The sequence below is a fragment of the Alteromonas sp. 4NS20-0143 genome (assembly GCF_057542855.1).
This window is the reverse complement of sequence record NZ_BAAJLR010000005.1, coordinates 228909-244236: the sequence shown is the minus strand read 5'-3', so window position 1 is coordinate 244236 and position 15328 is coordinate 228909. Positions and strand designations below refer to the sequence as shown.

The following is a 15328-nucleotide window of genomic DNA, read 5'->3' as shown; positions in this document are numbered from 1 at the left end:
TACTAAAAAGCTTATAAGAAGCCGTGTTTGCGATAAATACAGCTAGTGGGAAAATATTATGAAAACAATAACAAGGTGTACGTATGATTCGCTTCCTCATTAACCAAGAAAGTGTTGAGATAGAGGACGTTAGAGCCGATCTTACGCTGCTTCAATTCATACGTGAATACCGACATAAAACCGGTACAAAAGAAGGCTGCGCCGCTGGTGATTGCGGTGCGTGCACCGTTGTTCTTGCCGAGCCCAACGCCGATTTTTCATCGCTCAATTACAGAACCGTAAATAGCTGTATAACGCTTATGAGCGCGGTGCATGCTAAACAACTTATTTTTGTTGAACACCTAAGCAATGGCGCTGCCCTGCACCCGGTGCAACAGGCCCTTGTTGATCATCACGGCTCACAATGTGGTTTTTGTACACCCGGCTTTATTATGTCAATGTTCGCGCTTTACCATACAAACAGCTCACCAAATAGAGACGATGTGCTACATGCCCTATCGGGTAATTTATGTCGCTGCACCGGCTATCGCCCTATTATTGACGCTACGCTAGCAGTTTGTGAACAGCAAGCCGATGATGGGTTCACGCGCAATACGTCTTCGACATTAAGCACCTTAAAGGCGATAGTTACTAGAGATAGCGCAGGCGGTGATTATGTAGGTACTAGAAACCTGATCATGCCTAGAAATCGTGAATCATTAGCAAAGGCGATAAAAGACAACCCAGCGGCTATGTTAGTTTCTGGCAGTACAGATTTAAGTTTAACCTTCACCCAGCAGTTAAAAAGTATCGATACGCTAATAAGTTTATCGCACATGGATGAATTGAAAGTTTGCACCACAACGTCGCATTCTCTCATTATTGGTGCAGCCAATCCCATCAAAGACATCACGCCGGCGCTGTTAAAACACTTTCCGCAGTTGGCGGAATTGATCACTCGCTTTGCTTCGCTGCCAATCAGAAATCAGGCAACTTTGGGTGGTAACGTCGCTAACGCATCTCCTATTGGCGATATGCCGCCAGCATTGATTGCGCTTAACGCAGCAATTTTGGTCGATAATGGAATACAAAAACGTTCAATCCCTGTATCAGAGTTTTTTGTGGGCTACAGAGCAACCGCTCTAAAGAGTGATGAATGGATTGCTGCCATTGAAATTCCCTTTCTGAACACAAATCAGCGCCTTGCCGCGTACAAAATATCGAAACGTTTTGAAGATGACATTTCAGCAGTATGCGCCGTTTTTAACATCACTATTAACCACGGCATTATTGAGCAAGTCGATGCGGGGTTTGGCGGCGTAGCTGCAACTCCCGCAGGCTGTAACGCATTGCATGATGCGCTGGTGGGCAAAAACTTCTCAAGTAAAGCATGCGTAGACCTAGGAAAAACAGTGTTGATGAATGCGTTTACGCCTATTGATGACGTTCGCGCTACAGCAGAGTACCGCAAGACTGTGCTGGCAAATTTATGGCATCGTTTTTGGTTAGAGAATCAATCAGACACAACAATAACGACACGGGTGGTGAACCATGCGTAAACTCATCGATTCACTTTCTCTTGAACAGTCGTCTCAAGCCTTGTCGTCAAAGGGCCAGCCATCAGGCCGTGTTCACACGTCTCAAAAACATGAGAGCGCCATTCGCCAAGTGCAAGGCTCTGCAAATTACGTTGATGATATTACTGAACCCCAAGGTACCCTCTATGCCGCGGTTGGGCTTAGCCAGTGCGCAAGGGGTAAAATTACAGCAATAGACTTAAGCGCGGTACGCGCAAGCCTAGGCGTTATAGACGTAGTAACCATAGACGACGTGCCAGGCCATAAAGATATAGGGCCCGTTTTTAAAGGCGACCCGTTACTTGCCGATGGCGAAATAAAATTCTATGGGCAACCTGTGTTTGCAGTGTTAGCCACCTCAGTATTTGCAGCTCGCCAAGCCGCCCTCAAAGGCGTTGTTACGGTAGACGGCGAAACGGCTATTCTTAAAGCAGAAGAGGCTCACCAACACAGTGCATTTGTACGCCCTTCACACCGTTTTGGTCAGGGTAACCCTGACAACATCATTCAGAATGCTGAAAACACCGTAAGCGGCACGTTAGATATAGGCGGTCAAGAACATATGTATCTTGAGGGGCAAGTGAGCCTTGCCGTACCTTGCGAAGAAAACCGCATGAATATTTACACCTCAAGTCAGCACCCTAGTGAAGTCCAAAAGCTTGTTGCTGAAGTGCTTGATGTGCGCCTTCACCATGTCATGGTGGATATGCGCAGAATGGGTGGTGGATTCGGCGGTAAAGAAACACAGGCTGCTCAATGGGCCTGTATTGCCGCGCTATTAGCACACAGAAATCAGCGGGCGGTAAAATTAAGGCTACCCCGTTTTGTTGATATGCATGTAACGGGTAAGCGCCATCCATTTAGTAACGCCTTTGACGTAGCGTTTGACGACAGTGGTAAAATTATGGCGACACGCATGGAAATCAACGGCATTTGTGGGCACTCTCCTGACCTTTCAGACGCTATTGTAGATAGAGCCATGTTTCACGCTGATAACGGCTACTTTTTAGGCGATAGCGATATTATTGGCCATCGACTGCAAACTAATATGGTTTCTCATACAGCCTATCGCGGTTTTGGTGGGCCTCAAGGGATGATCATGGCAGAAGCTATGATGGATAAAATTGCTCGTCATGCCGGCGTAGACCCTCTGTTAGTGCGCAAAAGAAACCTTTATGGTGCATCAACGGGTACCAAAACACCTTACGGTATGAAAGTAGAACACAACCTGCTTCCTGAAATGATTGACGCCCTTGAGCGCAAAGCAAACTACTGGCAGCGACGAGAAGATACCGCTACGTTTAATCGCAACAGCCCAATCGTTAAAAAAGGGCTTGCATTAACGCCAGTGAAGTTTGGTATTTCCTTTACCGCCAAGCACCTTAATCAGGCCGGCGCACTCGTGCATATTTACACCGATGGCAGCATTCAAGTTAATCACGGTGGTACAGAGATGGGCCAAGGCCTGCACACCAAGATAGGTCAAATTGCAGCAAACGAGTTTGGTATCGACTTGTCCATGATTGAGGTGACCTCTACACGTACTGATAAAGTACCGAACACATCGCCTACCGCGGCATCAAGTGGCACAGACCTTAACGGAAAAGCCGTTCAAAACGCCTGTATTACGCTTAAAAAACGCTTAGCAGCATGTTTTGCGAAAAAACTGGGGCAAGATGAATCAGCAGAGCAAGTGACTTTTGAAGATGGGTGCGTGGTGTTGGGCGATGAAAAGATAACGTTCCCCGACCTTATTCAAGCGGCCTACTTTGAGCGCGTATCGCTATCGACAAGCGGTTTTTATCAAACCCCAAAACTTGCCTACAACCGAGATACGGGCGAAGGCCGTCCCTTTTTCTATTTTGCCTATGGCGTCTCTATGTCCGAGGTATCTGTTGATACCTTAACCGGCGAATACACCGTAGATCAGGTAGATATTATTCACGACGTAGGAAATAGCCTTAATCCGGCTATCGATATTGGACAGATAGAAGGTGCGTTTGTTCAGGGAATGGGCTGGCTCACCACCGAAGACTTAAAATGGAACGAGAGCGGAAAGCTTATTAGCGAAAATATGGCCACCTATAAGATACCGGCTATCGGCGACACGCCTGCAACATTTAACGTTGAGCTGTATGGCAAAGAAAACGCCGAGGACAGTATTTATCATTCTAAAGCGGTTGGCGAACCCCCTTTTATGTTGGCAATTTCCGTATGGTGTGCACTTAAAGACGCCATTGCTAGCTTATCTGATTACGCTATTGACCCACAGCTTGATACTCCAGCCACACCAGAAAGAGTGCTCAATGCAATTAATGAAATGCAAAGGCACGCTGTAACGTCACCCACAGATTTAGTCGGTGAATTAAACAAAGCGTCGGAGGCCTAATGCAGAATTTTACTTGGCGCGCAAAAACGTGGCACGAAGGCATAGCCCAATGCCAACAGCACAATGTGTCGTACGTACTAGTTACCGTTGTCAGCGTTGCAGGCTCAGCGCCAAGGGAGACTGGCAGCAAAATGGTAGTTACCGCCTCTGAGAGTATCGATACTATTGGCGGTGGGCACTTAGAGCACCACGCCATCGCAACGGCGCGAGAGTTTCTTTTAAGCAATCAACCTCTCACTGAGCTGCGCAGCTACCCACTAAGCAGTAAACTGGGGCAATGCTGCGGGGGCGCGGTAAAAGTGCTATTTGATGTGTGTAATAGCTACCAGCAGCACATCGCCGTATTTGGCGCGGGTCACGTTGCAAAAGCGCTGGTGCCTATACTTTCGCAGCTACCTGTGAAAATTACGTGGATAGACAGCCGTGAATCACTTTTCAGCAACACTGGAACGATTCACTCTGGAAAGGACAATACTAATACTTCAGCGCTTAATTCCAGCGGTTTGCCAGACAACGTGAACATTGTTGTTGAGCAAGAGCCTGAAACTGAGGTTGCCCAATTAGCCCCCGGTACATGGCTGGTTATCCTTACCCATGACCACCAATTAGATTATCGAATCACGGAGCAAGCACTAAAATATCCTTCGCTTCCGTTTGTTGGTCTTATTGGGTCACAAACCAAAGCCAAACGATTTATCACTAAGCTGTCCCATCGTGGTTTTGACGATGCAGCTTTGGCGCGGCTTTATACTCCAATTGGCAACCCATCGATTCCGGGAAAACGGCCTATTGAGGTGGCAGTTTCTATAAGCGCCCAATTAATTGCGCTGTTACACTGCCAATCTGACAACGACAGTACTCAAACAGCTGATAGGGCATCTACGCTCTCAACTATCAGGACAACCACTAATATAAGTGCCGGTACAATAGCCAATACAAGTGCAAGTAAAAGAGCCACTGCAACAGCCAGCGCAGAAAATAACGCCGGCGAAGAAAGGGAAACTAATGACATTCGATGAGCTAAATAGTCTAGAAGATGGAAAAGCAGCTAAGTGGTTTGAACAATGCTGCGCCTCTACTACATGGGTTGATAGCATGGTAGATGCTCGTCCGTATGCAGATATCAATGCTGTCGAGAGTCAGGCAAAAAAAGCCTGGGCTGCCTGTGATAGAGATGATGTATTAGCCGCATTCAAAGCGCATCCCATGATTGGCAATATAGAGTCGCTTCGTAAGAAGTTTGAAAATACAAAAGCCGTAGCCGCAGGTGAACAATCTGGTGCGCACACAGCCTCTGAAGAAACCCTTCATGAATTAAAAAATGAGAATATTGCGTACCTCAATAAACACGGCTTTATTTTCATCATTTGCGCCACCGGGCTAGCGGCGGAAACTATGTTGAATGCGCTCAAAAAACGACTTCCCAACAGCACAGAAGAAGAGATCAGTATTGCGGCCGATGAACAATTAAAGATCACCCTTCTTCGACTAAACAAAGCGCTGAGCTAAACAGGATTAATAATGAATACACTATCAAGTCATGTACTCGATACCACATTGGGAAAACCCGCCAAGGGCATACCATTAACCCTTACTTACCCAAATGGCGATAAGGCTGAGGGAGTAACTAATGACGATGGCCGCTTTAATGGCTGGGCAGAGAATGGCGCATCAGGTTTTGCGCCGGGGATCTATACGTTGCGTTTTCACTGTCAGCCGTTTCTCAAGGAGAATCACGGCAAAAGTTTTTATCCTCATATCGATATTACGTTTGAGCTAGAGCAGGAAGGTGGGCACTACCACGTTCCCCTTCTTATATCACCGTTTGGTTTCAGCAGTTACAGGGGCAGCTAGATTTAATGCCGTTAAATTCTTTAATTTCAGAAGCTGTTTCTTCTAAAGCGACTGCATCAAATACCGTAATGCCAAAGAAAAAGCAGTTACTTCGCGCAAGTATTGCGCATTACCCGAATAGCAAGCCTGACAACAAGAGTGCTGATGAGCGCTCTTGTGAAAGCTTATATCAAAAGAACATCGAGATATTCACCGACGGTGCGCTAGTGATAGAAGACGGCATAATTCGAGATATCGGTGACTACGCCACTGTCGTTCAGAAGTACCCCGATGCCGCTATCAGTGATTATTCGGGCAAATGGATATTACCCGGGTTGATAGACAGTCACCTGCATTATCCGCAAACACAGAGCATTGCCAACTACGGCGATCAGCTTTTAAGCTGGCTAGAAAACTACACGTTTCCAGCGGAAATGGCCTTTGCCGATGAAGAACACGCAAAGAATATAGCTAAGGTATTTATCAATCAGCTCCTTAAAAACGGCACAACTACTGGGTTTGTTTTTACCACCGTGCATGGGTCAAGCTGCCAGGCGTTATTTAGCGCAGCCAGCGACATCAACATGGCGATTGTGGCGGGCAAAGTGTGCATGGATCGCAACTGCCCTGCACAGCTGCAAGATACCCCTGAACTAGCACAGCGTGAAAGTGCCGACTTAATTGACCAGTGGCACAATAAGGGACGCAATAAATATGCGCTCACGCCGCGGTTTGCACCAACAAGTAGTGATGCTCAGTTAGCGGCGCTTGGCGAATTAGCAGCGCAATATAAAGACGTTTTTATACAAACTCATCTTTCAGAAAACCGCGATGAAATTGCATGGGTAAATTCGCTTTTTCCGCATGCCGATGGCTATTTGGATGTTTACGACAAACATCACCTTGTAAGAGAGCGTTCGGTTTTTGGGCACGGTATTCACCTTAATCAAGACGAATGGGTGAGGTTAGGCGAAGCAAATGCCACATTGGCGTTTTGCCCTACCTCAAACCTATTTTTAGGCAGTGGTCTCTTTAACATGGAGCAGGCAAAAGCGAATAACGTGCATGTTGCCTTAGCCACCGATGTGGGCGCAGGCACCACATTTAATATGTTTAAAACCTATGGTGATGCCTACAAAGTGAGTCAACTTCGCAATGCCCCAATGAGCCCCTTCGAAGGCTTTTACCTAATGACTCAGGGCGCTGCGGCTGCCCACCAGTTAGATGACGAGATTGGAAATTTAAACCCCAACACTACGGCAGATTTTATTATTGTTGAACCACGGTATGACGAACTTACCGCATTGCGTATTAGTGAAAACGCCACTTTTGAAGATGTGTTTTTCGCTCTCAGTATTCTTGGCGATGACCGCATGATTGAGCAAACCTGGATCAACGGTCAATGTTGTTACAATAAAAAGGAGAATCAACATGCCTTGGCTTGACTGGCTTAGTTTATTTGTTCGATGGTTTCACGTTATCGCTGGCGTAGCGTGGATTGGTGCGTCTTTCTATTTTATCTGGCTAGATAATAACCTTCGCGCACCTGCCCAATGGAAAGTAGATAAAGGCATAAAAGGTGATTTGTGGGCGATACACGGAGGCGGGTTTTACGAAGTGGCTAAGTATGCCTATGGCCCTGAGCAAATGCCTACTACCCTGCATTGGTTTAAGTGGGAAGCCTATACAACCTGGCTTTCTGGCTTTGCCCTATTGATTATAGTGTATTACTTTGGCGCATCAGCTTACCTTATCGACCCGCGGGTAAATGCCATTTCACCGACTGTCGCCATCGGCCTAGGTTTAGGGCTTATCTTTGGCGGCTTAGCGCTATATGAACTTGCCTGTCGAAGCCGACTTGCAAACTATCCCGTTGCCTTTGGTGTTTGCCTTGTTACACTCATTTGCGTTGTTACCTTTTTCGCTACCCAGTGGTTTAGCGGCCGAGGCGCTTACATTCACGTGGGTGCGCTTATTGGCACCATCATGGCTGGTAATGTATTTCTCAACATTATGCCTAATCAGCGCAAAATGGTCGCTGCCGTTGCAGCAAAAAAAGACATCGACCCACAGTGGGGAGCAAGTGCAAAGCTACGTTCATTGCACAACAACTACTTTTCGCTTCCCTTGCTGTTTATCATGATTTCTAACCATTACCCCATGACCTATCAACATCAGCACAACTACCTAGTGCTTATTGCTATTATGATAGCGGCAGCGTGGATAAGACACTTCTTCAATTTACGTCATAAAGGGCAAACCAAACCTAGCATACTCGTTACCGGCACTATCGCTATGCTGGCCATAACCCTTTGGATTTCATGGCCTCAAGCCGCTGCCGTGAACCCTGCTGCAAGCTCTGGTTTAAGCCCTGAAAGCTCTGCTGGATCACAGCAAACATCGTCTATCAATACAGACGAAGCTGTTTCAAATAAAGCTGTTTCAAATAAAGCTGTTTTAAATCAAGCCGCTTCAAATACAGGCAGTGACTCGTTACCAACAGCAACCGCAGCGATAAGTAACGAGCACGTGCAGGGCCTAATTAATAAACACTGCGTTAGCTGTCATTCGCGTAACCCAACCGATGATATTTTTAACGTTGCGCCTGTGGGGGTGATACTAGATACATGGCAAGATATAGAGCGCTATGCCCCGCAAATAGTGAGACGAACATCGGTAACAAAAGATATGCCCTTTATGAATAAAACGGGCATGACTAAAAAAGAGCGCCAAGACATTGCGCGCTGGTTTGCACAGCGCTAACAATTTAAGCGCTAAGCACTTCTTCACTACGTCAATAGCTGATAAGAACAGTGTTACGTAGTGAAGAAATAAATTTGCGCTACCACTTCTAAGACTGTTTGTTTATTCGCACGACCTCATTCCCATGGGGCTTTTTCTTTATGGTGTACATAGCATGATCTGCTGCATCAAGCCATTCCTGTACCGACGATAACTCGTTGCTCCACTCTTTCCAGCCTACGGTATAACGAATAGGAATAGAAATATTGTCCTCCGCTAAAACAACAAACGCGAGTTCATCAATTCGAGCAAAAAAGCGCTCTACTTCCTTCTCTTTAGTGCCGTAAAGAAGCACAACAAACTCATCACCGCCAATACGACCCATTCTGTCGGTGTCTCGTAACAATGCCTGCATTTTTTCAGAAAAAACTTGTAGCGCTTTGTCACCCACTTTGTGGCCGTAGTTATCGTTTATTTGTTTAAACTCGTTTAAATCGATGTACACCAAAGTGGAAACGTGGCGATCTCTTTTCATCCGCTCAACTTCTTTAGAAAGTTGCTCAAATATTTCTCGGCGATTTATAAGACCCGTTAACGGGTCGGTCTGAGACAGAAAAGCGAGTTCATTGACCGCTTGCTCTAGTGCCTGCTGCTGCTCTTTTTCTTTGGTGATATCGTCTGCCGCCCCCAAAATAAGGGTTTGTTGTTCTTTCGAATCATAAATGAGGCTGCCTCTATCGTGTAGATAACGAATTTGGCCGCTTACATCATAAATACGGTATTGGAGCTCCCAACTTTTTAGAGGGCGCTGGTTAAATACCTCGCGAACTTTGGCTTTATCATCTTCATGCACGTGGTCGATGAATGCTAACGGCTTAGCGTACAGCTCATATTCACTGCGCCCGAAAATGCTCTGATAACCATCGTTGAGATAATGCATTGTTTTAAAATCTGGGCTAGCAACCCAAATAAACGTGCGGGAAGAAAATTCATTAACAATTTTACTGAACAGCGCCTCAACCTGAAATAACTCACCCTCTATTCGCTTTTTATCATCGATGTCTTCAACAACTGAGATAAAAAAATCAGGATTGTCGTTAGCATCTCTTACTAAGGAGACCGTTAACTTTCCCCATACCGCCACGCCGTCTTTTCGAAGGTATTGCTTCTCCATAGAGTAACTACCGACTTTTCCAGCAAGTAGTTGCTCTAGGTTGGATAGATCTGTGTTAAGATATTCGGCAACCGTTATTTCTTGGAACGTCATATTTTTGAGTATATGTCGCTCATAACCTAAAAAATCACAAAGCTTCTGGTTTACTTTGATAAAGGTTCCATGCGGACTCACATGAGCCAACCCCACAGCACAAAATTCAAAGGTTTTATCGATCATGTGCTTCCCTCACTATAAAAAAATGCATTCCTTGCCCTCTAGTGTTAGCTTTTTTTTAATTGGCTTATTTAAATTAGCTTTTTTGAAATTGACTACTTATAAATTAACTTTATAAAGATAGCCTTGTAAAATAGTCCTTTATAAAAATATTAGGGTTTAGTTAAACCTTAGTCTAAATTAGCAATTTTGTGGGAAGTATCAAAATTAATTTAATTGGATTACCCGCTACCTAAAATTCAAGAAGCAACACTCTTAAATTGATGCGCTTATTATCTTAATTTGGGGCATGTTAATTTTCATTAGTGTCTTGTAGTTTTAATAAAGGGTTAAAGCTGCTATCCCAGTATTTTAGACATTAGCGGTATGTATGTAGACAGTTCAAATAGCTTGCTATGGCAACTTTATAGTTGAGTCCGTTTGAGTTGCCTCTTAATGTGGCCGACTTAACTGGAGTAATGGAATGAGCACAGGAATGAGTAAATGAAAAACGATAGTTATCCAACATCAACCATAGCGAATAACACTAAACGTATTCTTGTGCTGTTTGCTCATCCTGTACCCCAGCAATCTGAAGTTAACATTTTTTTATTTGAAGACGCGCAGCTGTTACCAAACGTAACGGCTGTTGATGTTTACGCCGAATATCCCGACTTTAATATCAACGTGATTAAAGAGCAGGAGCGACTGGTAAATCACGATGTCATTATTTTTCAGTACCCGCTGTACTGGTATTCCACACCATCTATATTAAAGGAGTATCAAGATTTGGTGCTTGAATACGGGTTTGCTTATGGTAAGGGTGGTACTGCATTAAAAGATAAACTCTTTTTTTGTGCCATCAGCGCCGGAGGAAAAGAAGAAGCCTATCAAACCGATGGGTTTAATCATTTTACTATACGTCAGCTGCTGCAACCTCTAGAACAAATGGCGAGTATTACCAATATGACTTATCTAGCGCCCTTTGCGCTTTTTGGCTCTCGTTCCGCATCTCGAGAGGACAGAATATCGACGCACAGGGAAAAATGGACAACACTGTTAAATGCCCTTGCTACAGAGCACATTGATTTGGACCGAGCAAAAAATATAGAAAATCTCGCTGATTTAACCATAAATGGGGCCAATGAATAAATGACCGCCTATTTTCTTTATATTTTCATTTATTTAGCTGCCGCCGTTATTGCTGTCCCTATTGCAAAGCGTCTAGGGTTAGGCAGTGTATTAGGTTATTTGATAGCCGGGCTCATTATCGGACCTACACTTGGGCTGGTAGGCGATGAAACCACTACCATTCAGCATTTTGCCGAATTCGGTGTCGTTATGATGCTATTTCTTGTCGGGTTAGAGCTTGAGCCTAAATCGCTGTGGGCAATGAAGTCTCGGCTTATCGGACTTGGCGGCCTTCAGCTAGGTATCACTACGGCGCTTATTACCATTATTGCCATGCTGTTTGAGCAACCCTTTAGTATTTCCCTTACCATAGGTCTCATTTTTGCCCTGTCATCCACCGCCATTGTCTTACAGACGTTTCAAGAAAAGGGATTGCAAAAAACCGAAGGTGGGAAAGGCGCCTTTTCCGTTTTGCTATTTCAAGATATTGCTGTCATTCCTATGCTGGCGCTTATTCCTTTGCTAGCGCTGCCGGAATTAGTTGCTAGTGCGGCAGATGCTTCCGGCGATGCCGCGCACTCAGACAGCTTTAATCTTGTGAGTGAATTAGCACCTTGGGCATATGGCTTAGTTATTATTGGCTCGGTGGCTTTTGTGACCGTAGGGGGCCATTACCTTAGCCGTCCGTTATTTAAGTTTGTTTCCTCATCGGGTTTGCGGGAGATATTTACTGCAACAGCGTTAATGCTTGTTATCGGTATTGCAGCGTTGATGGGCTTGGTAGGGTTATCGCCAGCCTTAGGAGCCTTTTTGGCCGGTGTAGTACTGGCTAATAGTGAGTTTCGCCACGAGTTAGAGGCCAATATCGAGCCATTCAAAGGGCTGCTTCTTGGTTTGTTTTTTATTACCGTAGGCGCTGGCATTAATTTTTCAGTGTTAGCATCAAATACCGTATTAATTATTGCACTAACCTTATCGGTGATTGTTTTAAAAGCAGCAGTACTGTTTGCCATCTCGCTTATATTTACTTTTAAAGGCAGCAGCAAATGGCTGCTAACACTTAGCCTAGCTCAAGCCGGTGAGTTTGGCTTTGTACTCCTTAGTTTTGCATCTCAAAACTACGTATTACCCCAAGATATTATTGCTATTTTATCTCTAGTGGTAGCCCTTTCCATGTTCTTAACGCCGGGGTTATTTATCTTCTTTGACAAAGTCATTCTCCCTCGTTATCAGCGTCGGGGCACGCAAAATAAAGAAGACACTATAGACGATAAAGGAACCGTGATCATTGCAGGCATTGGTCGCTTCGGGCAAATCATCAATCGACTGCTCGTGGCAAATGATGTTCACACCGTGGTACTAGATATACGTGCCGAGCAGGTAGAACTTATTCGTAAGATAGGTACAAAAGCGTATTTCGGGGACGCCTCAAAACCGGATATCTTACACACTGCCGGAGCAGAAGACGCCTCGCTGCTCATTGTTGCTATTGATAATAGAGAAACCGCAGCAGAGATGGTGAAATATGCAAAGCACGCTTACCCGAACATGCAAATTTTAGCTCGGGCTTTTGACCGTGGTCACGGCTACCGATTACGTCAGTTAGGAGCACACTACGTGGTATCTGAAACTTACCACTCTGCGCTTGAAATGGGGGCTCATGCACTTCGCTCTCTTCACTCTCATCCATTTCAGGTTGAGCGACAAAAAATGGCCTATAAAGATATTGAAGATCGGCAAAATGACGTGCTTTACAATGCATGGCTTGATGATGCTAGCGGCGAACGTATTGACAATAATTACCTTAAGCTTTTTGTTGAACTAGAATCTTTGATAGGTGAAGCCTTAAATACTGGCCTTCACGATACGCATTCAAAAATGAAAGGCTGGACACCACCGCCCAAAGATCATGCCGACTCATTCTCTAGTGCAGAAGCAGTTTCAGATGTGGATAAGGAAAGAGCTGGGGATATTGATAGAAAGCTCAGAAAAAGCGATGCAGAAAAGCACCCCGAAATAAAAGATGATTGAATTTGATAGGTTCGCACGATTCTCGGAAACAACAGATAAGAGTAAACAACAGATGACAGTCACTATTTTGCGTTTCACAGCTGAACAATAAATAAACTACCTGATGGGGCTTCTTACTGATATCATGCTAATATAATCAAAGAGATATGCGGTCTTTTTAATACAAGGCTAAAGTTAATAGCTGATAGTCAGCGATTGACAATCCTGATGGTAGTGAACGATTCGAGCCATGGAGCGTCGAGCACCGAATAAGCTTCTATCCAAATTTGCGGTGGGGCCGGTAAGCAATAGGGAGTGCACAAAATAAAATGAAATTATCTACTCAAATTAATTTGGGCCTTTTCTTTATTATTCTGTTGGCCGGCGCTGGCGCAGGGTCAATTGAAGTATATCAAACCAAAGCTCAGGTTGAGCGTTCTGCAAATGCCTTGGCACAAAAAACAGCATCACAACTTGCTGCCCAGCTGTCCGCGTTACTTTCACGGCAGAGCCCGCAGCAGCGTTCTGAACTGGGTGAAAATCAGCTTTCAGAAGACAACTTAGTATCTTCTATTTTAACTACTGCATTAACCAACGATAAACTCTCCACTATTAGCATAGAGAACACTGAAGGCATCGAGCTGGTTAAAAAAGAAAGCGCAAGTGAGCCATCTTCAAACAGTATATTATCCGGTGTTATCGAACTCTCTGTTGCACAGTCGCAAGAAGCTATTGGTTCAACGTCAACGGTTGTTAAAGTAACAAGCAGCCCTAAAACGCACTATCACTTTCTGTGGCAACAGCTACTTAAAATTGCAGTTTTTTGTGTGGCAATTTATCTGCTCTCTTTAATCGCTGTCATCGTTATAGCAAACCTCGCCACTCGCCCACTGAGTAAAGTCACTAAAAAGCTCAATGAAATACAAAACAACGATTTCACGCCATCTTCAATAAAATCTGCCACTGCTGACTTTCGGTATCTTGTCAGTGCGGCCAACAACCTGTCCCTAGCATTAGAAAGTAAGTTTCAAGAATTGACCCGCCAAGCAGAGCAGTTCAAATCTGTGGCCAGTAGAGACACGCTGACTAAAATCGCTAATAGAAATGCATTCGACAGGCATATGAAGGCCCTTATTGGTGGTATTTCAGGCCCGAAAGAGCACGCACTAACACTTGTGAGGCTAGCTCAGCTTACCACTATTAATCATAAGCTTGGCATGTTGGCGGGCGACAATTATGTGTGTGGTGTTGCTGATGTTTTGAAGAAAGCCGGCCAAGATGATTTTAAAGGAGCCTTTGTTTTTAGAATTTCGGGCGGCGACTTTGCCATTATTAGCGAAGTGCAATCCAAAGAGGTGCACGAAGAGAACTTGGCATTGATAAGTAAAAGCTTTACTACCATCAACCCGCTTCGCGACGGCAACAAAGCCGCATGGATTGGTGTAGCACGATTTACTAATAGTATGTCGATGAAAGAAATTATGGAAAGTGCAGACAGTGCCCTTATGGCCGCAACAAAAAGGCCTCAGGGGTGGCAGTTTGCTTCAGATATCGCGCAAGTTCACAGCAATGCGCAATGGCGTCAGCGCCTTGAGTATGTAGTTTCACAGCAGTACGCCGACATATTGATTCAACCGGTTATGAATTTGGAGCGCAATACGCCTTCGTACTACGAAACATTTGCTCGCTTTAAAGACAAGCAGACTAACGATGTTATTCCCATGTCACAGCTTATTCCAGCCTCTGAACGCCTCGACCTTATCCCTCAGGTAGATAAGCTGGTAACCAGTATTGTATTTAAAAAGCTTAAAGTAACGTCACACCAAGTTGCTATTAATATTTCGAATGCCTCCATAGCAAATATAGAATTTCGAGAGTGGTTAATACAGCAGCTATCTGAACATGAGACGCTTTGCCACCGCATTATTTTCGAAATTCAAGATGCGGCCCTTATTCATTATAACGAAGAAGCCATTTCATTTTGTAAGCGGGTAACACAGTTGGGCTGTCGCATCACCGTTGAGCATTTTGGTGACAACTTTGCTTCTTTGTCTGGTTTACGCGCCATCCAGCCCGCGTATGTAAAATTATCTGGGCGCCTTACCGAAAGTATTCACACCAATAAAGACAACCAGCTATTCGTAAGCAGCCTCTTAAATATTGCTCGCAGCTTGAACATAAAAGTTATTGCAGAGAAAGTTGAAAATGAGGCCGAATCGGTGGCGTTAAACAACTTAGATATTATTCATCAGCAAGGTTATTACTTTTCTAAACCCGCCCTTTGGACTGTCTACTAGC

The 15328-nt window shown here is 44.7% G+C and carries 11 protein-coding genes; 10 read left to right on the top strand and 1 reads right to left on the bottom strand.

The window, feature by feature from the left end; genetic code table 11:
* The first annotated feature begins 83 nt into the window (after positions 1 to 83).
* From xdhA to AC27HD_RS12655, 7 genes are all read left to right on the top strand, one after another.
* Complete coding sequence (gene xdhA, locus AC27HD_RS12685) at positions 84 to 1538, top strand: xanthine dehydrogenase small subunit (protein WP_487106285.1); 1455 nt, start codon at positions 84 to 86, stop codon at positions 1536 to 1538.
* Positions 1531 to 3945, top strand: coding sequence for a xanthine dehydrogenase molybdopterin binding subunit (xdhB, locus tag AC27HD_RS12680; RefSeq protein ID WP_487106283.1), 2415 nt, complete (start codon positions 1531 to 1533; stop codon positions 3943 to 3945). The genes xdhA and xdhB overlap by 8 nt, the downstream gene beginning before the upstream one ends.
* Entirely contained in the window at positions 3945 to 4964 is a 1020-nt protein-coding gene (xdhC, locus tag AC27HD_RS12675) for a xanthine dehydrogenase accessory protein XdhC (protein WP_487106281.1), read from the top strand. Before xdhB ends, xdhC begins: the two co-directional genes overlap by 1 nt.
* On the top strand, positions 4951 to 5454 hold the full coding sequence (uraD, locus tag AC27HD_RS12670) for a 2-oxo-4-hydroxy-4-carboxy-5-ureidoimidazoline decarboxylase (RefSeq protein ID WP_487106279.1): 504 nt from the start codon (positions 4951 to 4953) through the stop codon (positions 5452 to 5454). Before xdhC ends, uraD begins: the two co-directional genes overlap by 14 nt.
* A 12-nt stretch (positions 5455 to 5466) precedes the next feature.
* Positions 5467 to 5799, top strand: coding sequence for a hydroxyisourate hydrolase (gene uraH / locus AC27HD_RS12665; protein ID WP_487106277.1), 333 nt, complete (start codon positions 5467 to 5469; stop codon positions 5797 to 5799).
* Positions 5800 to 5867: 68 nt separating this feature from the next.
* Complete coding sequence (guaD, locus tag AC27HD_RS12660) at positions 5868 to 7223, top strand: guanine deaminase (protein ID WP_487106383.1); 1356 nt, start codon at positions 5868 to 5870, stop codon at positions 7221 to 7223.
* Positions 7210 to 8541 (top strand): urate hydroxylase PuuD, encoded by a 1332-nt coding sequence (locus tag AC27HD_RS12655; RefSeq protein WP_487106275.1) that lies wholly within the window; start codon positions 7210 to 7212, stop codon positions 8539 to 8541. Before guaD ends, AC27HD_RS12655 begins: the two co-directional genes overlap by 14 nt.
* Before the next feature lie 88 nt (positions 8542 to 8629).
* Here the strand turns inward: AC27HD_RS12655 and AC27HD_RS12650 are convergent, their stop codons facing one another.
* Complete coding sequence (locus tag AC27HD_RS12650) at positions 8630 to 9913, bottom strand: diguanylate cyclase (protein ID WP_032095069.1); 1284 nt, start codon at positions 9911 to 9913, stop codon at positions 8630 to 8632.
* A gap of 480 nt (positions 9914 to 10393) precedes the next feature.
* Between AC27HD_RS12650 and AC27HD_RS12645 the strand changes: the two genes are divergently transcribed.
* The 3 genes from AC27HD_RS12645 (at position 10394) to AC27HD_RS12635 (ending at position 15327) form a co-directional block, all read left to right on the top strand.
* Entirely contained in the window at positions 10394 to 11041 is a 648-nt protein-coding gene (locus AC27HD_RS12645; RefSeq protein ID WP_032095068.1) for an NAD(P)H-dependent oxidoreductase, read from the top strand.
* Positions 11042 to 13051, top strand: a complete 2010-nt coding sequence (locus AC27HD_RS12640) for a monovalent cation:proton antiporter-2 (CPA2) family protein (RefSeq protein WP_487106272.1) — start codon at positions 11042 to 11044, stop codon at positions 13049 to 13051.
* Between the two features lie 308 nt (positions 13052 to 13359).
* Entirely contained in the window at positions 13360 to 15327 is a 1968-nt protein-coding gene (locus AC27HD_RS12635; RefSeq protein ID WP_487106270.1) for an EAL domain-containing protein, read from the top strand.
* Position 15328: the final 1 nt, after the last annotated feature.